The sequence below is a fragment of the Entomohabitans teleogrylli genome, assembly GCF_001484765.1.
Taxonomy (GTDB): Bacteria; Pseudomonadota; Gammaproteobacteria; order Enterobacterales; family Enterobacteriaceae; genus Entomohabitans; species Entomohabitans teleogrylli.
In genome coordinates this window covers 177,108-197,526 of sequence record NZ_KQ947380.1, presented here as the reverse complement: position 1 = coordinate 197,526, position 20,419 = coordinate 177,108, and the positions used below count along the sequence as shown (strand labels likewise).

Annotated in this window: 22 protein-coding genes; 14 read left to right on the top strand and 8 right to left on the bottom strand. The window is 56.6% G+C overall.

Going from position 1 to position 20,419, the window contains the following annotated elements; genetic code table 11:
- Positions 1–189 precede the first annotated feature (189 nt).
- The 7 genes from cyoA to AQ981_RS09690 all read left to right on the top strand — a co-directional run bounded on the left by cyoA (position 190) and on the right by AQ981_RS09690 (position 7,448).
- On the top strand, positions 190–1,137 hold the full coding sequence (cyoA, locus tag AQ981_RS09720; RefSeq protein ID WP_058911545.1) for a cytochrome o ubiquinol oxidase subunit II: 948 nt from the start codon (positions 190–192) through the stop codon (positions 1,135–1,137).
- Between the two features lie 20 nt (positions 1,138–1,157).
- Positions 1,158–3,149 (top strand): cytochrome o ubiquinol oxidase subunit I, encoded by a 1,992-nt coding sequence (gene cyoB / locus AQ981_RS09715; protein WP_058911544.1) that lies wholly within the window; start codon positions 1,158–1,160, stop codon positions 3,147–3,149.
- A complete protein-coding gene (locus tag AQ981_RS09710) occupies positions 3,139–3,753 on the top strand; it encodes a cytochrome o ubiquinol oxidase subunit III (protein ID WP_058911543.1) in 615 nt (204 codons plus the stop codon). The genes cyoB and AQ981_RS09710 overlap by 11 nt, the downstream gene beginning before the upstream one ends.
- The gene (locus AQ981_RS09705) at positions 3,753–4,082 is read left to right on the top strand and encodes a cytochrome o ubiquinol oxidase subunit IV (RefSeq protein ID WP_058911542.1); all 330 of its coding nucleotides are present in this window, start codon (positions 3,753–3,755) and stop codon (positions 4,080–4,082) included. The genes AQ981_RS09710 and AQ981_RS09705 overlap by 1 nt, the downstream gene beginning before the upstream one ends.
- Positions 4,083–4,093: 11 nt before the next feature.
- Positions 4,094–4,981 carry a heme o synthase gene (cyoE, locus tag AQ981_RS09700; protein ID WP_058911541.1) on the top strand — a complete coding sequence of 296 codons (888 nt, stop codon included), beginning with the start codon at positions 4,094–4,096 and terminating at the stop codon, positions 4,979–4,981.
- 309 nt (positions 4,982–5,290) lie between these two features.
- Complete coding sequence (locus tag AQ981_RS09695; protein WP_058911540.1) at positions 5,291–6,664, top strand: MFS transporter; 1,374 nt, start codon at positions 5,291–5,293, stop codon at positions 6,662–6,664.
- Between the two features lie 37 nt (positions 6,665–6,701).
- Positions 6,702–7,448, top strand: coding sequence for a glycoside hydrolase family 25 protein (locus tag AQ981_RS09690; protein ID WP_121500639.1), 747 nt, complete (start codon positions 6,702–6,704; stop codon positions 7,446–7,448).
- 16 nt (positions 7,449–7,464) lie between these two features.
- On the opposite strand, the gene AQ981_RS09685 is transcribed toward AQ981_RS09690, so the two are convergent.
- A complete protein-coding gene (locus AQ981_RS09685) occupies positions 7,465–7,956 on the bottom strand; it encodes a YajQ family cyclic di-GMP-binding protein (protein WP_058911539.1) in 492 nt (163 codons plus the stop codon).
- Between the two features lie 155 nt (positions 7,957–8,111).
- Here AQ981_RS09685 and panE point away from each other — a divergent pair, with 155 nt between their 5' ends.
- Together panE and yajL are read left to right on the top strand one after the other, a co-directional pair.
- Complete coding sequence (gene panE, locus AQ981_RS09680; RefSeq protein WP_058911538.1) at positions 8,112–9,026, top strand: 2-dehydropantoate 2-reductase; 915 nt, start codon at positions 8,112–8,114, stop codon at positions 9,024–9,026.
- Complete coding sequence (yajL, locus tag AQ981_RS09675; protein ID WP_058911537.1) at positions 8,986–9,576, top strand: protein deglycase YajL; 591 nt, start codon at positions 8,986–8,988, stop codon at positions 9,574–9,576. Before panE ends, yajL begins: the two co-directional genes overlap by 41 nt.
- A gap of 35 nt (positions 9,577–9,611) precedes the next feature.
- Here yajL and thiI read toward each other — a convergent pair whose 3' ends face one another.
- Complete coding sequence (gene thiI / locus AQ981_RS09670) at positions 9,612–11,060, bottom strand: tRNA uracil 4-sulfurtransferase ThiI (protein WP_058911536.1); 1,449 nt, start codon at positions 11,058–11,060, stop codon at positions 9,612–9,614.
- Positions 11,061–11,354: 294 nt separating this feature from the next.
- Between thiI and xseB the strand changes: the two genes are divergently transcribed.
- Genes xseB through AQ981_RS09650 form a run of 4 tightly spaced genes read left to right on the top strand, consistent with a single transcriptional unit; the run spans position 11,355 to position 15,412 of the window.
- Entirely contained in the window at positions 11,355–11,597 is a 243-nt protein-coding gene (gene xseB, locus AQ981_RS09665; protein ID WP_058911535.1) for an exodeoxyribonuclease VII small subunit, read from the top strand.
- Positions 11,597–12,496 (top strand): (2E,6E)-farnesyl diphosphate synthase, encoded by a 900-nt coding sequence (ispA, locus tag AQ981_RS09660; protein WP_058911534.1) that lies wholly within the window; start codon positions 11,597–11,599, stop codon positions 12,494–12,496. The genes xseB and ispA overlap by 1 nt, the downstream gene beginning before the upstream one ends.
- Before the next feature lie 18 nt (positions 12,497–12,514).
- Positions 12,515–14,377 carry a 1-deoxy-D-xylulose-5-phosphate synthase gene (gene dxs / locus AQ981_RS09655; RefSeq protein ID WP_058911533.1) on the top strand — a complete coding sequence of 621 codons (1,863 nt, stop codon included), beginning with the start codon at positions 12,515–12,517 and terminating at the stop codon, positions 14,375–14,377.
- 60 nt (positions 14,378–14,437) lie between these two features.
- On the top strand, positions 14,438–15,412 hold the full coding sequence (locus AQ981_RS09650; RefSeq protein WP_058911532.1) for an aldo/keto reductase: 975 nt from the start codon (positions 14,438–14,440) through the stop codon (positions 15,410–15,412).
- Between the two features lie 66 nt (positions 15,413–15,478).
- Here AQ981_RS09650 and pgpA read toward each other — a convergent pair whose 3' ends face one another.
- The 6 genes from pgpA to nrdR all read right to left on the bottom strand — a co-directional run bounded on the left by pgpA (position 15,479) and on the right by nrdR (position 19,559).
- Positions 15,479–15,994: a phosphatidylglycerophosphatase A gene (gene pgpA / locus AQ981_RS09645; RefSeq protein WP_058911531.1), complete on the bottom strand. Its 516-nt coding sequence runs from the start codon at positions 15,992–15,994 to the stop codon at positions 15,479–15,481.
- A complete protein-coding gene (gene thiL / locus AQ981_RS09640; protein WP_058911530.1) occupies positions 15,972–16,949 on the bottom strand; it encodes a thiamine-phosphate kinase in 978 nt (325 codons plus the stop codon). Before thiL ends, pgpA begins: the two co-directional genes overlap by 23 nt.
- A gap of 57 nt (positions 16,950–17,006) precedes the next feature.
- Positions 17,007–17,426 carry a transcription antitermination factor NusB gene (gene nusB, locus AQ981_RS09635; RefSeq protein WP_058911529.1) on the bottom strand — a complete coding sequence of 140 codons (420 nt, stop codon included), beginning with the start codon at positions 17,424–17,426 and terminating at the stop codon, positions 17,007–17,009.
- Between the two features lie 19 nt (positions 17,427–17,445).
- Complete coding sequence (gene ribH, locus AQ981_RS09630) at positions 17,446–17,916, bottom strand: 6,7-dimethyl-8-ribityllumazine synthase (RefSeq protein ID WP_058911528.1); 471 nt, start codon at positions 17,914–17,916, stop codon at positions 17,446–17,448.
- A gap of 84 nt (positions 17,917–18,000) precedes the next feature.
- A complete protein-coding gene (gene ribD / locus AQ981_RS09625; protein ID WP_058911527.1) occupies positions 18,001–19,104 on the bottom strand; it encodes a bifunctional diaminohydroxyphosphoribosylaminopyrimidine deaminase/5-amino-6-(5-phosphoribosylamino)uracil reductase RibD in 1,104 nt (367 codons plus the stop codon).
- Between the two features lie 5 nt (positions 19,105–19,109).
- Positions 19,110–19,559, bottom strand: coding sequence for a transcriptional regulator NrdR (nrdR, locus tag AQ981_RS09620; protein ID WP_058911526.1), 450 nt, complete (start codon positions 19,557–19,559; stop codon positions 19,110–19,112).
- 149 nt (positions 19,560–19,708) lie between these two features.
- On the opposite strand from nrdR, the gene AQ981_RS09615 reads away from it, so the two are divergent.
- Positions 19,709–20,248: a SadB/YajI family lipoprotein gene (locus AQ981_RS09615; RefSeq protein WP_058911525.1), complete on the top strand. Its 540-nt coding sequence runs from the start codon at positions 19,709–19,711 to the stop codon at positions 20,246–20,248.
- Positions 20,249–20,419: the final 171 nt, after the last annotated feature.

Below are 20,419 nucleotides of genomic sequence, written 5' to 3'. Positions count from 1 at the left end.
TATAACCTGTATCATGTCCCTGTTCAGGCTTAAATTTTACATTTTGTTGCAATTCGTGTGACATCCCTGACGAAACCCAATAACACACCCCTGACATACCCCTAACATGTTTACAGTAATGTAACCTTCCCGTAAAATGCAGCCACACTTAAACGCCACCAGATCCCCCTCCGGAATTGAGGTCGTTAAATGAGACTCAGGAAATACAATAAAAGCTTGGGATTGTTGTCATTAATCGCAGGCGCTGTTTTACTCAGCGGCTGTGATTCGGCACTTCTCAACCCCAAAGGACAGATAGGCCTGGAACAACGCTCCCTGATACTGACGGCTTTCGGCCTGATGTTGATCGTGGTTATTCCTGCCATCCTGATGGCAATCGGATTTGCCTGGAAGTATCGCGCTACCAATAAAGATGCGAAGTACAGCCCTAACTGGTCACACTCCAATAAGATTGAAGCGGTGGTCTGGACAGTGCCTATCCTTATCATCATCTTCCTGGCGGTACTGACCTGGAAAACTACCCACGCCCTGGAGCCCAGCAAGCCTCTGGCCGACAACGGCGAGAAGCCGCTGACCATTGAAGTGGTTTCTATGGACTGGAAATGGTTCTTTATCTATCCGGAACAGGGTATTGCTACCGTCAACGAAATCGCCTTCCCGGCGAATACGCCAGTGGAATTCAAAATCACCTCTAACTCGGTGATGAACTCCTTCTTTATTCCGCGTTTAGGCAGCCAGATCTACGCCATGGCGGGGATGCAGACCCGACTGCATCTGGTCGCTAATGAAGCAGGCACCTATGACGGTATCTCCTCAAGCTATAGCGGCGCGGGCTTCTCCGGTATGAAGTTTAAAGCCATCGCGACGCCGGACAGAGCGGGCTTCGACCAGTGGGTCGCCACGGTGAAGCAATCGCCGGAAACCATGAATGACATGGCGGCTTATGAAAAACTGGCTGTACCGAGCGAAAACCACAAAGTCGAATACTTCTCAAGTGTGAAAGCGGATTTGTTTAAAGACGTCATCAACAAATTCATGGGCCACGGGAAGAGCATGGACATGACCCAGCCGGAAGGCGAGCACGCCGCACACGGTATGGAAGGTATGGACATGAGTCACGCGCAAGCGTCTGAATAAGGGCGCCGAGGAATATAACGATGTTCGGAAAACTTACACTGGATGCAATTCCGTTCCATGAGCCGATTATCATGGTAACGATAGCAGCCATTATCGTCGGGGGACTGGCGATACTGGCGGCCATCACTTACTTCGGTAAGTGGTCATACTTATGGAACGAGTGGCTAACCTCAGTCGACCATAAACGACTGGGTATTATGTATATCATTGTCGCTATCGTGATGCTGCTGCGCGGCTTTGCCGACGCCATCATGATGCGTAGCCAACAGGCGCTGGCCTCCGCCGGCGAAGCCGGCTTCCTGCCGCCCCATCACTACGATCAGGTCTTTACCGCTCACGGCGTTATTATGATCTTCTTCGTGGCGATGCCGTTTGTTATAGGTCTGATGAACCTGGTGGTTCCGCTGCAGATCGGCGCCCGCGATGTGGCTTATCCGTTCCTTAACAACCTGAGCTTTTGGTTCACGGTCGTTGGGGTGATCCTGGTTAACCTCTCCCTCGGGATTGGTGAATTCGGGCAAACTGGCTGGCTGGCCTATCCGCCGCTATCGGGGATTGAATTCAGCCCTGGCGTCGGAGTCGATTACTGGATATGGAGTCTACAGCTATCGGGGATTGGTACTACGCTGACCGGGATTAACTTCTTCGTTACCATCCTGCGTATGCGTGCGCCTGGCATGACCATGTTCAAAATGCCAGTGTTTACCTGGACCGCGCTGTGCGCCAACATCCTGATTATCGTCTCCTTCCCGATCCTGACGGTAACCATTGCCCTGTTGACCCTGGACCGCTATCTGGGCACCCATTTCTTCACTAACGAAATGGGCGGCAACATGATGATGTACATCAACCTGATCTGGGCCTGGGGCCATCCGGAAGTGTACATTCTGGTGCTGCCGGTGTTCGGTGTGTTCTCTGAAATCACCGCCACCTTCTCACGCAAACGTCTGTTTGGTTATACCTCGCTGGTATGGGCGACGGTATGTATTACTATTCTGTCGTTCATCGTCTGGCTGCACCACTTCTTCACCATGGGCGCCGGCGCTAACGTTAACGCCTTCTTTGGTATCACCACGATGATTATCGCAATCCCGACCGGGGTTAAGATTTTCAACTGGCTGTTTACCATGTACCAGGGCCGTATCACCTTCAATTCGGCGATGCTGTGGACGGTGGGCTTCATCGTTACCTTCACCGTCGGCGGGATGACCGGGGTACTGCTGGCTGTGCCGGGCGCGAACTTCGTACTGCACAACAGCCTGTTCCTGATTGCCCACTTCCATAACGTGATTATCGGCGGCGTGGTATTCGGTTGCTTTGCCGGGATGACTTACTGGTGGCCGAAGGCCTTCGGTTTCACCCTCAACGAAACCTGGGGCAAACGCGCCTTCTGGCTGTGGATCGTCGGCTTCTTCGTGGCCTTTATGCCGCTGTACGTACTGGGCTTTATGGGGATGACCCGTCGCCTGAGCCAGGATATCGACCCGCAGTTCCACCCGATGCTGATGGTTGCCGCCTGCGGCGCCGCGCTGATTGCGCTGGGCATCATCTGCCAGTTGATTCAGATCTTCGTATCCATCCGCGATCGCGACCAGAACCGCGACCTGACCGGCGACCCGTGGGGCGGCCGTACCCTGGAGTGGGCAACGTCATCTCCGGCGCCGTTCTATAACTTTGCCATTGTCCCGCAGGTTCACGAACGCGACGCGTTCCAGGAAATGAAAGATAAAGGCGAAGCGTACAAGAAACCCGCCGGCTATGAAGAGATCCATATGCCGAAAAACAGCGCCGCTGGCATCGTGATTGGCGCCTTCAGCACCGTGTTTGGCTTCGCCATGATCTGGCATATCTGGTGGCTGGCAATCCTGAGTTTTGTGGGCATCATCGCCACCTGGATTGTGAAAAGCTTTGACGAGGACGTGGATTACTACGTACCGGTTGCGCAAATCGAAAAACTGGAAAACCAGCATTTCGACGAACTTACTAAAGCAGGGCTGAAAAATGGCAACTGATACTCTGACTCATGCGAATGCCCATGCGCACGAACACGGGCACCACGATACCGGATCCAATAAGGTTTTTGGATTCTGGATCTACCTGATGAGCGACTGCATTCTGTTCTCCTGTCTGTTCGCTACCTACGCGGTGCTGGTCAACGGCACCGCAGGCGGCCCGACCGGGAAGGACATTTTTGAACTGCCGTTCGTACTGGTAGAAACGTTCCTGCTGCTGTTCAGCTCCATCACATATGGCATGGCGGTTATCGCCATGAACAAAAACAACCAGAGCCAGGTTATGTCCTGGCTCGCTCTGACCTTCCTGTTCGGGGCCGGGTTCGTGGGGATGGAAATTTATGAATTCCACCACCTGATCGCCGAAGGTATGGGCCCGGATCGCAGCGGCTTCCTGTCCGCCTTCTTCGCGCTGGTCGGTACCCACGGTCTGCACGTCACCTCCGGTCTTATCTGGATGCTGGTGATGATGTTCCAGGTATCCCGTCGCGGGCTGACCAGCACCAACCGCACCCGCCTGATGTGCCTGAGCATGTTCTGGCACTTCCTGGATGTGGTGTGGATCTGCGTGTTCTCTGTGGTTTATCTGATGGGGGCGATGTAATGAGTCATTCAACCGATCACAACGGCGCCGCCCACGGCAGCGTAAAAACATATATGACAGGGTTTATCCTGTCGATCATTCTGACCGTGATTCCGTTCTGGATGGTCATGAATGGCACCGCCTCGCAAGGCGCCATTCTGGGTACCGTTCTGGTCACGGCGGTGGTACAGATTCTGGTTCACCTGGTCTGCTTCCTGCATATGAACACCTCTTCGGAGGAGCGCTGGAACCTGACCGCCTTTATCTTTACCGTGCTGATCATCGCCATCCTGGTAGTGGGTTCAATCTGGATTATGTGGAACCTCAACTACAACATGATGGTTCACTAAGAGCGGCGAACATGATTAAGCAATACCTGCAAGTAACGAAACCAGGAATTATTTTCGGCAATTTAATTTCTGTCATCGGGGGATTTCTGTTGGCCGCAAAAGGCCATATTGACTATCCCCTCTTCCTCTACACGCTGGTGGGTGTATCCCTGGTCGTGGCGTCGGGTTGCGTTTACAACAACGTAATCGACAGGGATATCGACCGTAAGATGGAAAGGACGAAGAACCGGGTGCTGGTAAAAGGCCTGATTTCACCGAAAGTATCGCTGGTGTACGCCACTGTGCTGGGTATTGCTGGCTTTGTCATGCTGTGGTTTGGCGCTAATCCGCTGGCCATGTGGCTGGCGGTAATGGGCTTTGTGGTGTACGTCGGGGTTTATAGCCTGTGGATGAAGCGTCACTCGGTCTACGGCACCCTGATCGGCAGTCTGTCCGGCGCCGCGCCGCCGGTGATTGGCTACTGCGCGGTGACCGGTGATTTCGATACCGGCGCCGCTATCCTGCTGGCGATCTTCAGCCTGTGGCAGATGCCGCACTCCTATGCGATTGCCATCTTCCGCTTTAAAGATTACCAGGCTGCCAATATTCCGGTACTGCCGGTGGTGAAAGGTATTTCGGTCGCCAAAAACCATATCACGCTGTACATCATCGCTTTCGCTGTCGCCACCCTGATGCTGTCGCTGGGCGGCTACGCCGGTTACAAATACCTGGTGGTTGCCGCCGCGGTCAGCGTCTGGTGGCTGGGTATGGCGCTGCGCGGCTACAACGTCGCGGACGACAGAGTCTGGGCGCGCAAACTGTTCGTCTTTTCTATCGTGGCGATCACTTCCCTGAGTGTCATGATGTCAGTCGATTTTATGGTTCCGGATTCCGGTAGCCTACTGACCTACGTCTGGTAATACCGTTCTGCGATAAAAAAGGGCGCTCAGGCGCCCTTTTTAGCTACTGACAAAGGGAAAAAACGTGATTTTTCCTCTTTGTGGTTATCAGCCGAAAATCAATCCATTGATTTTCCTTATTGGTTAACGGGTAATATCCGCACGTTCAGTAATGAGATGAGATTTGTCATCAATCTCAAAGGGCGCTCGGGCGGCCTTTTCCATTCACAGCACTAATCGCCACCCAGAGTAATATTTTCTAAACAACCAGTCATTTACCCATACCTCTCCCCGCACTACTATAGAGCCGAATTTTCAGCCGAGGTGGCAATGAACGATTATAAAATGACGCCGGTCGAACTTCGGGCGACCTGGGGTTTAGGGAGCGTTTTTTCCCTGCGAATGCTGGGAATGTTTATGGTACTCCCGGTGTTAACGACATACGGCATGGCTCTGCAGGGCGCCAGTGAGGCGCTTATCGGTATCGCCATCGGGATTTACGGGCTGGCACAGGCGGTGTTTCAGATCCCCTTTGGCCTGGTTTCTGACCGTATCGGTCGGAAACCGTTGATTGTCGGCGGTCTGCTGGTTTTCGTACTGGGCAGCATTGTCGCAGCCCTCTCCTCCTCGATTTGGGGGATCATTATTGGTCGCGCCCTGCAAGGTTCCGGGGCTATCGCCGCCGCTGTCATGGCGCTGCTTTCCGATCTGACCCGCGAACAGAACCGCACCAAAGCCATGGCGTTTATCGGCGTCAGCTTCGGGATTACTTTTGCTATCGCCATGGTGCTGGGGCCGATTATTACCCATGCGCTGGGACTGAACGCCCTGTTCTGGATGATTGCTATTCTGGCCAGCCTCGGGATTGTCATCACCCTGTGGCTGGTGCCGGACAGTAAAAACCATGTTCTGAACCGCGAATCCGGCATGGTCAAAGGCTGCTTCAGTAAAGTGCTGGCTAATCCGAAACTGCTGAAGCTGAACTTCGGCATCATGTGCCTGCATATCCTGTTGATGTCCACCTTCGTGGCGCTCCCCGGCCAGCTTGAACAGGCGGGCTTACCCGCCCCGCAGCACTGGAAGATTTACCTGTTTACCATGCTTATCTCTTTTGCCTCCGTGGTGCCGTGTATCATCTATGCGGAAGTCAAACGCCATATGAAGCGGGTATTCGTCGGCTGCGTGATTACTCTGGTGGTGGCGGAAATCGTACTCTGGGGAGCCGGGAACCGTTTCTGGGAACTGGTGGTTGGGGTTCAGCTATTCTTCCTCGCCTTTAATCTGCTGGAAGCGCTCCTGCCGTCGTTGATCAGCAAAGAGGCTCCCGCCGGCTATAAAGGTACGGCGATGGGGATTTACTCCACCAGCCAGTTCCTTGGCGTCGCGCTGGGCGGTTCGCTGGGCGGCTGGCTCGGCGGTTATTTTGACTCACAGACCGTTTTCCTGGCCGGGGCGCTGCTGGCGACCCTGTGGCTGGTGGTCAGTACCACCATGCAGGAGCCGCCCTATGTCAGCAGCCTGCGAATTGAGCTGCCGGAACAGGCCATGGACCGCGACGATTTACAACAGCGTCTGCTGGCCCGCGACGGCGTCAGCGAGGCGTTTATCGTGCCGGAAGAACGCAGCGCGTATGTGAAGATTGACAGTAAAATCACCAACCGGGTGGAAATTGAGACCTGGCTGAAAACCAGCGCCGCCGGGTAATCCCGGCGCCAGAGGCGCGTTTTGATAGGGAAGTGTCATGATCGGATCTCTTCTGCGCCGCAGGCGCTACCGGTGGATTGTCGGAATATTGTTGCTGGCGGTCGGCGCCTTGGCCGTGCTGCATACTGCGTTTTATCAGGGATATCTGCGTCTCAATTACCCTTCGCTGGAGCGCTACCCGGTGCGCGGTATCGATATCTCCCATCACCAGCGCCAAATCGACTGGCCGCAGCTCGATAGCCGGCAGATCCATTTCGTTCTTATAAAAGCCAGCGAAGGCGGCGACTTTCGGGATCCCCTGTTCGCCAGCAACTGGCAGGCCGCCGGGCGGCATGGTTTTATCAAAGGGGCCTACCACTTTTTCACATTCTGTAAATCGGGACTGGCTCAGGCGGAAAACTTTATCGCCACGGTTCCGGTAGAAAGCGGGACACTGCCGCCGGCTATCGATCTGGAATACGGCGCCAATTGCCAGGCGCCGGATGCCGCCGCCTTAATACGCGAGATCGGCCATTTTTTACAGCGTGTGGAAGCGGTATACGGCAAAAAAGCCATCATCTATGCCACCCGGGAATTCTACGATGATCACCTGCAGCGGCGTTTTCCCGATAATCCCGTCTGGATAAGAGATATTTACCGGCAGCCAAACCTGCCGGATGCCCGTGAATGGCAGTTCTGGCAGTATGCCAATCGCGGCCGGGTGGCGGGGATAACCACTTTTGTCGATCTGAATGTGTTTCGCTTCTCCGCCGCACAGCTACAGGCGCTGACGGCGGAGCAATAAGCTGCGCCGTCGCGGCTTAGTCGCGGAAGTTGTTGAACTGGAACGGCTGCCCCAGATTCCCGCCGCGCACCAGCGCCATTACCGCCTGGAGATCGTCGCGGGATTTGCCGGTGACCCGCACCTGCTCGCCCTGGATCTGCGCCTGCACTTTCAGTTTGCTGTCTTTGATAAGCTTAACGATCTTTTTCGCCATCGGCGCATCAATGCCCTGCTTTAGTTTGGCATCCGCGCTCCAGGTTTTGCCACTGTGCTCAAACTCTTCCGGCACCTCAATCGAGCTACCTTCAATGCCGCGCTTGAGTAGTTTGCCGCGCAGAATATCCAGTAACTGATTAACCTGAAAGTCTGACTCGCTGACCACTTTAATCGTCTGATTTTTGTCATTCAGTTCAAAACTGGCGGTGACATTCCGAAAGTCAAAACGGGTCTCCAGCTCGCGGGTGGCGTTATCCACCGCGTTGCGGACTTCCTGGAGATCGACTTCGGAAACAATATCAAAAGATGGCATCTTTTCCTCTCCCTCTCTTTTTGTTGCGATGCATAATACCCACTGAGCCGCACAAAACAACCCGCGTAAGGCAACTGTAAGTCTAAATGTATACCTAAAAAAGCTATAATACAGGGAATTACGCCGCCCGGGGTTGTTGCGGGCGAGGAGGATGTATGAAGATTACCGTATTAGGTTGTGGGGCCCTGGGCCAACTATGGCTCGCTGCGCTTTACAAACAGGGGCATGAGGTTCAGGGCTGGCTGCGGGTTCCTCAGCCGTATTGCAGTGTGAATCTGATTGAAACCGACGGCAGCGTTTTCAACCAATCGCTGACCACCAACGATCCCGATTTTCTGGCGCAAAGCGATCTGCTGCTGGTGACCCTGAAAGCCTGGCAGGTATCGGAAGCCATACAGAATCTGGCATCGTTAATCCCGGAAAACTGCCCGGTGATGTTACTCCATAACGGAATGGGAATCCTGGAAGAGCTACGCCATCTGCGACGCCCGCTGTTACCGGCGGTCACCACCCACGCCGCCCGGCGCGATGGCAACGTCATTATCCACGTAGCTCAGGGGATCACCCATATCGGCCCGGGCAATGAAGCGGCAAAAACCTTCAGTTGGCTGGCCGAAGTGCTGCAATGCGCCCTGCCGGATATCGCCTGGCACGATGATGTCGCCTCCGCTTCGTGGAAAAAACTGGCGGTCAACTGCGTGATCAATCCGCTCACGGCGCTTCATAACTGCCCGAACGGCGGTCTGACGGACTATCCGCAGGAGGTAGAAGCCATCTGCAGGGAAGTCGCCATGGTCATGCAGCGCGAAGGCCACCACACCTCACCGGAAGATCTGCTGTTCTATGTCAACCAAGTGATTCACAGTACCGCAAAAAATATCTCATCAATGCTGCAGGATATCCGGGCGCAGCGCCATACCGAAATTGACTACATCACCGGCTATCTGTTGCAGCGCGCCAGAGCCCACGGCCTGAACACGCCGGTCAACGGCCGCCTGTATGAACAAATCAAACGTAAGGAGAGTGATTATGAGCGCGTCGGCGCTGGTTTGTCTCGCCCCTGGTACTGAAGAGACCGAAGCGGTTACCACCATTGATTTACTGGTGCGCGCCGGCATTCAGGTCACCACCGCCAGCGTCGCCAGCGATGGCGACCTCACCATCACCTGCTCGCGCGGCGTCAGGCTGCTGGCCGATGCGCCGTTAGTGGCGGTCGCCGACGGCGATTTTGACGTTATTGTCCTGCCTGGCGGATTGAAAGGCGCCGAGTGCTTCCGCGACAGCCCGCTGCTGGTGGAAACCGTACGCCAGTTTCATCTTTCCGGGCGTATAGTGGCGGCGATTTGCGCCGCTGCCGGCACCGTACTGGTGCCGCACAACCTGTTCCCGATCGGCAATATGACCGGTTTTCCGGGCCTGAAAGAGCGTATTCCGGCCGACCGGTGGATGGATAAACGCGCCTATTATGACGAGCGGGTAAAACTACTGACCAGCCAGGGGCCGGGGACGGCGATGGATTTCGCGCTGAAGATCATTGAACTGCTGGTCGGAAAAGCAAAAGCGGCGGAAGTTGCCGGCCAACTGGTGCTTCCGGCAGGTATTTACAACTACTACGAATAAATAACGGCCCGTCCTGCGGGCCGTCTGGTCAACCATTACGGGCGATACACTTTGACATTGCTGAACCCCTGCTCGCGCAGATACAGCGCCTGCAGGCGGCTCATCACCCCGCGCTCACACCACAGCAGCCAGGTTTTGCTCTGATCCAGATTACCGAACTGCGTGCTGAGCTTGTAAAACGGCAGGGAAACGACATCGACCCCCTCCACCTGGAGCGGCTTGTCATCCTGTTCGTCAATCGAACGGATGTCGAGAATCACATCGTTCGGACCAAAACCGCTGACGGTTTCAACTTCCACCACTTCCTGTTCGGTCTGCCGGGCAATCTCGCGAATATCCAGATTAACCGCTTCCGCCACTACCCGGTCGAGGATCGCGAAATCGAAATTCTCCTCTTCGCCTTCGATCTTCGCCTTCACCGCTTTTACCGTCGGGCTTTTGGAGATCACGCCGCAGTATTCCGGCATCGTGCGGGCAAAATCTTCAGTGCCGATTTCCCGCGCCAGGTTGATAATATGCTCTTTGTCCCAGGCAATCAGCGGACGCAGCACCAGCGTGTCGCTGACGTTGTCAATCAGCCGCAGGTTGGTCAGGGTCTGGCTGGACACCTGGCCCAGCGCCTCGCCGGTCACCAGCGCCTGCACCCCATAGCGCTCCGCCACTTTTGACGCTGCGCGCACCATCATACGCTTAAGCACCACGCCCATCTGGCCGTCATCGACCTTCTCAAGAATTTCGCCGACCACCGGTTCAAAGTTGATCGCCACAAAGCGTACCCGGTGCGAACTGCCAAAGCGGTTCCACAAATAATGCGCTACCTGACGTACGCCGATTTCATGGGCAGCGCCGCCAAGATTAAAGAAGCAGTAATGCACACGACAGCCGCGACGCATCAGCATATAGCTGGATACCCCGGAATCGAAGCCGCCGGAGATTAGCGACAGCACGTCTTCCTGAGTGCCGATCGGGAAACCGCCGATGCCTTCATAGCGCCCTTTCACCAGCAGCAGGCGATCGTCTTCGATTTCCAGATGCACCGTGACATCCGGATGGGTCAGCTTCACCCGCGCCGATTCGATATGCTGATTCAGACCGCCGCCCACATAGCGCTCCACGTCGATAGAGCTGAATTCATGTTTGCCGCGGCGCTTGACCCGCACACAGAAGGTTTTGTTTTCCAGTTGACCGCGATACAGGGCCAGGGTCTGCTCAAAGATATCGTGCATGGAGGTGAAAGGAACATCTTCCACTTCCAGAATATGGTGAATACCCGGAATCCGGGTCAGGGCATCGCGAACATTCTCCTGCTGGTCAGGCGTCTTCACGCGCACCACGATATGGTCCCAGTGACGCACCACGGCCAGATCTTCATCGTAGCGCTTCAGGACATTGCGAATATTCCCGGTCAGGATTTTTATAAAGCGCAAACGCACAGATTGGCTTTTGATAGTGATTTCCGGGAACAATTTAATGATAAACTTCATGGCGGCTAAGGTTCGTTGGTCAGCCAAACCGCGGTAAACGCGCCGGCTGGAAAAAAGATGTATTGCAGGTACGGCTGTCGCGCCTGCATCCGAAGCGCGCAAGTATACCACCGTTGTGAGATTGCGCACACAGCCAACCCTTTTGGGTATATTTGATTATCATCCTGACTCCGTTACCATGGCGATATCGCCATAAAACGCGGGCGCTCAGGTGTTAAGAATCATCTGAACCGTGATCAATAACTGTACAGATACCATCCGGGTATCCCTAACATATAGAGTCAGACATTTGCTATGCCGAAGAAAAATGACGCCCCGGCCAGTTTCGAAACCGCATTACAGGATCTGGAGCAGATAGTCACCCGTCTGGAAAGCGGCGACCTACCCCTTGAAGAGGCGCTGAACGAATTCGAACGCGGCGTCCAGTTAGCGCGCCAGGGCCAGATGAAACTGCAGCAGGCCGAACAGCGGGTACAGATTTTATTGTCGGAAAGCGAAGACGCGCCCCTGACGCCTTTCACGCCGGATGATGAGTAATGGATTTTAAGCACCAACTACAGGCCTGCGCCGACCAGGCCAACGAGGCGCTGCAGCGTTTCCTGGCGCCGCTACCGTTTCAGAACAGTCTTCTGGTTGAGGCGATGCGCTATGGCACACTGCTGGGAGGCAAGCGCCTACGCCCTTTTCTGGTCTACGCGACTGGTAGAATGTTCAGCGTCGCTGACAGCGTGCTGGACGCGCCGGCCGCCGCCGTGGAGTGTATTCACGCTTATTCGCTGATTCATGACGATCTCCCGGCCATGGACGACGATGATTTACGCCGCGGCCAGCCCACCTGCCATATCCGCTATGGCGAAGCGAGCGCTATTCTCGCCGGTGACGCGCTGCAAACGCTGGCGTTTTCTATACTGACAGATGCGCCGATGGACGGCGTGGATATTCATTTTCGACTGGCGATGGTTTCTGAACTGGCCAGCGCCAGCGGCGTAGCGGGAATGTGCGGCGGCCAGGCGCTGGATTTAGCGGCGGAAGGCCAGTCGGCCTCGCTGGCGCAACTGGAGCGAATCCACCGCCATAAAACCGGTGCCCTGATCCGCGCCGCGGTGCGCCTTGGCGCCCTGAGCGCCGGGGAACGCGGCCAGCAGGCGCTGCCGCTGCTCGACCGCTTTGCGGAAAATATCGGCCTCGCCTTCCAGGTCCAGGACGATATTCTGGACGTTATTGGCGACACCGCCACTCTCGGCAAACGCCAGGGCGCCGATCAGCAGCATGGCAAGAGCACTTATCCGGCGCTGCTCGGTCTGGAACAGGCCCGCGCCAAAGCCCAGGCGCTGTATGATGAAGCTATGCTGGCCCTGAAAGGCCTGACAGAACAATCTCTGGACACGTCAACGCTGGAAGCGCTGGCGAGTTATATAATCCAGCGGGATAAATAACACCATAATGAGTCTCTGATGAGTTTTGATATCGCCAAATACCCGACCCTGGCCCTGGTGGAATCCACCCAGGAATTGCGACTGCTGCCGAAAGAGAGCCTGCCTAAGCTGTGCGATGAGTTGCGCCGCTACCTGCTCGACAGCGTCAGTCGCTCCAGCGGCCATTTTGCCTCCGGTCTTGGTACGGTTGAACTGACCGTTGCCCTGCACTACGTCTATAACACCCCATTCGACCAGCTTATCTGGGACGTGGGACACCAGGCTTATCCGCATAAAATCCTCACCGGACGCCGGGACAAAATCGGCACTATCCGCCAGAAAGGCGGGCTGCATCCGTTCCCGTGGCGCGACGAAAGCGAATATGACGTATTAAGCGTTGGGCACTCATCGACCTCTATCAGCGCCGGTCTGGGGGTCGCCGTCGCGGCCCAGAAAGAGGGGAAATCGCGGCGTACTGTGTGCGTTATCGGCGACGGCGCGATTACCGCAGGTATGGCGTTTGAGGCAATGAACCATGCCGGCGACATTCGTCCGGATATGCTGGTGATCCTGAACGATAATGAGATGTCGATTTCCGAGAATGTCGGCGCTCTGAATAATCACCTGGCGCAGTTGCTCTCCGGGAAGCTTTACTCCTCCCTGCGCGAAGGGGGCAAAAAGGTGTTCTCCGGCGTTCCGCCGATTAAGGAACTGCTCAAGCGCACCGAAGAGCATATCAAGGGAATGGTGGTGCCGGGCACCCTGTTCGAAGAGCTGGGTTTTAACTATATCGGCCCGGTGGACGGCCACGATGTCCTCGGCCTGGTCAACACCCTGAAGAACATGCGCGATCTGAAAGGTCCGCAGTTTCTGCATATCATGACCAAGAAAGGCCGCGGCTACGCGCCAGCGGAAAAAGATCCGATCACCTTCCACGCCGTACCGCGCTTCGATCCGCAAAGCGGGCAGTTGCCGAAAAGCAGTGGCGGCCAGCCGAGCTACTCGAAAATTTTCGGCGACTGGCTATGCGAAATGGCCGCCGGTGACCCGCGGCTGATGGCTATCACTCCCGCAATGCGCGAAGGATCCGGGATGGTGGAATTTTCCCGCCAGTATCCGGATCAGTACTTTGACGTCGCTATTGCCGAACAGCATGCCGTTACCTTCGCCGCCGGCCTGGCGATTGGCGGCTGTAAACCGGTGGTGGCTATCTATTCGACATTCCTGCAGCGCGCCTACGATCAGTTGATCCACGATGTCGCGATCCAGAAACTGCCGGTGTTGTTCGCCATCGATCGCGCCGGGATTGTCGGCGCCGATGGCCAGACCCACCAGGGAGCCTTCGATCTCTCTTTCCTGCGCTGCATTCCCGACATGGTGATCATGACGCCAAGCGATGAAAATGAGTGTCGCCAGATGCTGTACACCGGCTATCACTATGAGTCCGGTCCGAGCGTGGTGCGCTATCCGCGCGGCAACGCGCTGGGAGTGGAACTGACGGCGCTGGAGGCGTTGCCTGTCGGTAAAGGGGTCGTCAAACGTCGCGGCGCAGGCATCGCCCTGCTCAATTTCGGCACCCTGTTGCCGGAAGCGCAGCATGTTGCGGAAACCCTTAATGCTACGCTGGTGGATATGCGTTTCGTTAAGCCGCTTGATAAAGCGCTGATCCTTGAACTGGCTGCCAGCCACGAATCGCTGGTGACCATTGAAGAGAACGCCGTCATGGGCGGCGCCGGTAGCGGGGTCAACGAACTCCTGATGGCCCACCGTCGGGCGGTGCCGGTACTGAATATCGGCCTGCCGGATTACTTTATTCCCCAGGGCACTCAGGACGAGATCCGCGCCGATATAGGCCTAAACGCCGAAGGTATGCTGTCGCGGATACGTGACTGGCTCGCCTGATCCTCTGCCGCCGCTCCTGCTATGATGTAAAGATGTCCCTGAATCAGCAGGAGTGGCACTATGCAATACAACACGTTAGGAAACACCGACCTGCGGGTCTCCCGGCTGTGCCTCGGCTGTATGACCTTCGGCGAACCGACCCGGGGTAAACACGCCTGGACACTGCCGGAAGAGAGCAGTCGCCCGATTATTCAGCGCGCGCTGGAAAAAGGCATCAACTTCTTCGATACCGCTAATAGCTATTCCGACGGCAGCAGCGAAGAGATCGTCGGCCGGGCGCTGAAAGATTTTGCCCGTCGCGATGACGTGGTGGTGGCGACCAAAGTCTACCATCAGACAGGCGACCTGGCTGAAGGACTGTCCCGGGCGCAGATCCTGCGCTCAATTGATGACAGTCTGCGCCGGCTGGGCATGGATTATGTCGATCTGCTGCAAATCCACCGCTGGGACTACAACACCCCGCTGGAAGAGACCCTGGAAGCTCTGCATGACGTCGTCAAAGCCGGCAAAGCGCGCTATATCGGCGCCTCCTCAATGTACGCATGGCAGTTCGCCAAAGCGTTATACACCCAGGACAGACACGGCTGGATTCGCTTTGTCACTATGCAGGATCAGTACAACCTGATCCAGCGCGAAGAGGAGCGGGAAATGCTGCCGCTGTGCTACGCAGAAGGGGTCGCGGTGATCCCGTGGAGCCCGCTGGCCCGCGGGCGTCTCACCCGCCCGTGGGGGGAGACGACCGCCCGGGTGGTCTCGGATGAATTTGGTAAAACCCTGTACCAGGACAGTGAAGACAACGATGCGCAAATCGCCGGGCGGCTGGCGAACGTAGCGCGGGAAAGGGGCGCGACCCGCGCCCAGGTCGCGCTGGCCTGGCTACTGAGTAAACCAGCCATTGCCGCGCCGATCATTGGCGCTTCGCGCCAGGAACAGTTGGATGAACTGCTCGAGGCCCCCGATTTAACCCTTACTGAGCAGGAAGTCGCCGAACTGGAAACGGTATACCGTCCCCATCACGTAGTGGGCTTTAAGTAGCCTGCAAACGCAAAAGGCCAGAAAGCATCGTTTTCTGGCCCTGGCGCGCGGGTTCTGCGCCGCTCTTTACAGCAGGCCGACAGGCCAGTAGTGGCCGATCAGATAAATAATCCCGGCGGAGATCACCCCGGCGACGATATCATCCACCATGATCCCCATGCCGCCATGAACATTGCGATCGAACCAGCGGATCGGCCACGGCTTCCACATATCGAAAACCCGGAACACCACAAACCCTGTCAGCACCCACTGCCAGTTATTGACCGGCAGCGCCATCAGAGTGATCCACATACCGATAAACTCATCCCAGACAATACTGCCGTGATCGTGAACGCCCATGTCCCGGGCGGTTACGTGGCACAAATAAACGCCGATACAAATACCAAGCATGATAGCCAGCGAATAGAGCTGCCAGGGCAATAAAATGAGCAGGCACCAGAAGGGGATCGCCGCCAGCGATCCCATGGTGCCGGGCACTACCGGACTCAGGCCGCTGCCAAACCCGGTGGCCAGTAAATGCCAGGGATTGCTCAGACGCAGACGGCTTTTCGCCACATCCTTATGAGGTTGCGAAGTGATCATAACCTTTCCAGTCAAATTGTACCGGCAGCCCGTCGCGCACAAACTGTAACCCCTCTGAAGGGGCGACAATCTGCCCAATGCAGGTAACCGGCACGCCAAGATTGCTGAGAGCCACATCCACCGCGCCGCGGTTCATCTCCGGCACTGTAAAGCACAGCTCATAATCCTCGCCCCCCGCCAGCGCCCAGCGCAGCGCCTGCTGCGGTTCAACGCAGGCGCGCAGCGGCGCGGAAAGCGGTAACGTATCGACATCCACTCTGGCGCCGCACTGACTGGCGGCCAGAATATGCCCGAGATCGGAGACCAGGCCGTCGGAAAGATCAATAGCGCTGCTTGCCAGGTCGCGCAACGCCTGACCATGAAGAATGCGCGGCGTGGGGCGCAAATGGCGTTTCACCAGATAATCCGCCTGCTCTGGCGACGCCCCCTGCAAACGCTGCTGGAGTATCGCCAGCCCGGCGGCGCTGTCCCCCGGGGTACCGGTGACATAGATCCAGTCGCCCGGCCGGGCGCCGCTGCGCTTCAGGGCGCGCCCCGCCGGCACCAGACCGTGGATCCCCAGCGTCATCGCCAGCGGACCGCGTGTGGTATCGCCGCCGATAAGCTGCATATCATAGTAATTCAGCAGTTCAAACAGACTGTCGCTGAAGGCTTCCAGCCACACCTCGTCGATATCCGGCAGGGTCAGCGCCAGCGTCAGCCAGGCCGGATCGGCGCCCATCGCCGCCAGATCGCTCAGATTTACCGCCAGCGCTTTATAGCCGAGATCCCGGGGATCGATATCCTCCAGGAAGTGAATCCCGCAGACCAGTGTATCGGTACTGATCGCCAGTACCTGCTTTTCCGGAACGATCAACAGCGCGCAGTCATCGCCAATGCCGGTTTCCACATCGCGCCGGGCATTTCGGACGCGATCGAAGTAGCGGGTAATCAGTGAAAATTCGCCGCATGCCATAGGTTTTGCCTCAGCAGGGGGTAAAAGAAACGAAGGCCGGATAGCCCGGCCCTGTCATTACTTCTTGTGGGGACGAATTTGTGGGGCAGCCTTGTCGAGTACGCCGTTAACAAATTTGTGGCTGTCCTCGGCGCCGAAGGTTTTCGCCAGTTCGATCGCCTCGTTGATGGCCACTTTGTAAGGCACATCGGCGCGTTTGGCTAACTCATAGAGCGCAATACGCAGCACCGCCTTTTCTACCTGACCCAGCTCATCCAACTGGCGGGACAGCCAGGGCTGCATTAACCCGTCAAGGTAGGCGCTGTTCGTTGCCACACCGGCCAGCAGCTCGCGGAAATAGTTGACGTCCACATCTTTTACGTCCTGTTCCGCCAGGAACTGGTATTCAACATCGGCGATGTCGTTTCTGGATAACTGCCAGGAGTACAGCGCCTGGACGGCGCACTCGCGGGCGCGGTGACGAGCAGCAGGTTTCACAAAATTCCCCTTACTAAAATCAAGCCTTGATGGCTTTTAACACATTAATCATTTCCAGCGCGGTCAGCGCCGCTTCGGCGCCTTTATTACCGGCTTTAGTACCAGCGCGTTCGATGGCCTGTTCAATACTTTCCGTGGTCAATACGCCAAAAGCGACCGGAATACCGGCCTCCTGGGCCACGTGGGACAAACCGTTGCTGGCGCCGCCGGCCACATATTCAAAGTGGGCGGTGCCGCCGCGAATCACGGTACCCAGCGCGACAACCGCATCGTATTTGCCCGATTTGGCCAGCGCGCCGGCCGCCAGCGGCAGCTCATAGGCGCCAGGCACCCAGACTACCGTGATGTTGGCGTCTTTCACCTGGCCGATACGCTTGAGGGCATCCACCGCGCCGTCCAGCAGGCTGTCATTGATGAAGTTGTTAAAACGCGCAATGGTGATGGCGATACGGGCGTCCGGGGCAGCAACGTTAGCTTCAATAATGTTCATACTTATCCTTAACGGGTTCAGTCCCCCCTGAGGGGGGCGGATTTTACCATAATCTTTTATCTGCTGCTTACGTTTTCCGCCAGCTTACAGCGGGATTAACCGCAGGCGCAGATCGGGACCGATTTGCCGAACATCGTCAAACCGCAAAGCAGGAGCGTCGGCCAGTCGCTCAAGTCCGGGCAGCGCGCACAGCCCGCGCGCCTCATTACCCAGCAGTTTCGGCGCCATGTAGACCAGTAACTCGTCCACCACGCCAGCCTGTAACAGAGCGCCCGCCAGCTGTGGACCGGCTTCCACCCACACAGTATTGATCTGGCGCTTTCCGAGCAACATCATCAGCGCAACCAGATCGATATGACCGTTATGCTCAGGCACCATAAATTGTTCAACGCCTTGCGGCCAGACGTTATTATCAGCCCGGACGCGCGCCAGCCACGTCTCGCCGGGCTGGTGAACAATGCGCTGTTCAGGCGTGATACGATTTTTACTGTCCAGCACAATACGCAGCGGCTGGCGCAGTTCGTCGCGCGGGTAGTCGGCGCGAGTATCGGCGTCCAGCTCATCCCAGCGTACGGTCAGGGAGGGATCGTCCGCCAGCACAGTGGCGCTACTGGTAAGAATAGCCGCACTTTGCGCTCTGAAGCGCTGCACATCGCGTCGCGATTCCGCGGAGGTGATCCACTGACTCTCGCCGCTGGCCATCGCGGTACGACCGTCGAGAGACGCTCCGAGTTTAACCTGTACCCACGGAAAGCCGGTGCGCATCCGCTTGAGAAAACCGCGGTTAAGGGCTTCCGCCTCGCTCATCATCAGACCGTGACTGACGTCGATCCCTTCCTGCTGCAAGCGGTAGAGTCCGCGTCCCGCCACCTGGGGATTGGGATCCTGCATCGCCGCGACCACCCGCGCCACACCAGCGGCGATCAGCGCTTCGCAGCATGGCGGTGTGCGACCGTGATGGCTGCACGGCTCCAGCGTCACATAGGCCGTCGCGCCGCGGGCTTTGTCACCCGCCATGCGCAGAGCGTGTACTTCGGCGTGCGGCTCGCCGGCGCGGTAGTGAAAACCTTCGCCGACAATCTGACCGTCGCGCACTATCACGCAGCCGACCCGGGGATTAGGGTGAGTAGTAAAACGGCCGCGGCGCGCCAGTTCCAGCGCCCGCGCCATATAGAATTCATCTTGCATGAGGACTAATCCTGTAACCGGGCGATCTCTTCGCCGAATTCGCGAATATCCTCAAAGCTGCGGTATACCGATGCAAAGCGTACATAGGCAACTTTATCCAGCTTTTTCAACTGTTCCATCACCAGGTTGCCAATCAGTTTACTCGGCACTTCGCGCTCGCCGGTGCCGCGCAGCTGGGTTTTGATATGATTAAGGGCCATTTCGACATCATCTGCGCTGACCGGACGCTTTTCCAGAGCTTTGAGCATACCGCTACGCAGTTTGTCTTCGTTGAAGGGTTCGCGCACATCATTGCTTTTGATTACCCGCGGCATCACCAATTCGGCCACTTCAAAGGTGGTAAAGCGCTCATGGCAGACCAGGCACTGACGGCGCCGACGAACCGAAGCCCCCTCTCCGACCAGACGAGAGTCAATCACTTTGGTGTCCACGGCAGAACAAAATGGGCAATGCATAGCGTTTCCTGACCTCTGACAAATGATAACCAGTTTACCCCTAACCCGCCGGACAGCAAAATTACACCGCCCTTTGAGACAAAGGATCGCTGATTTTCCGGCGCCCACAGGCTACCATGTTCCCCGGAAATCAGACAGGAAAATTACTTATGAGACCAGTCACTTACCTGAAAATCACCCTGCCCGCCCTGTGGCTGCTGCTGACAGCCTGCGCCCAACAGCCGCCGGTCAGTCAGGTCAGCCACGAGATTCGCGCTCTTGACCAGCAGATGACCCGGCTGAGCGAACAGAGCATTAAACTCGGCCAGCAGAACACCCTCAACGCGCACTCCACCGTCGGCGCCTGGCTGCTGCCTGGAGCCAATGGGCCCGCGCTGCTGGACAGCCAGATTGGTACGCTGCGCCTGGCATTAAGCCAGGTGGTCGCCGGGGAAAACGGTAGCCAGACCACTCTGACGATTCATGGCCCGGATAATCAACCGTTGCCGGCCTTCAGCGCTGAGGTCGAATGGGGAGAGCTACAGGGCACGCTGGAGCACTATCAGGAAGTAAATGTACAGCGCCAGATAATTCAGTTGCCGGCCAGCCTGCGGGTCCCGAGCGAAATAGCGGTCCCGCTGCGCCTGGAGGGGATTTCTCCCCAGCGCCTCGGCTTTGTCCGACTCCACGATGTACAACCCGTCAACTGATACCCTCGCCCACGGGCCGCAGTGTGCTGCGGCCCTGAACGGCATCGCCAGCCATAGCGCAAAACATGATCTCTATCACATTTAAAAAGTAACAAAATTTTTTGATTCCATAAAAATTTGCTTCATGCTGGCTTATGAGTAGAATTTTGCGCTTTACATTGGCATAAACGT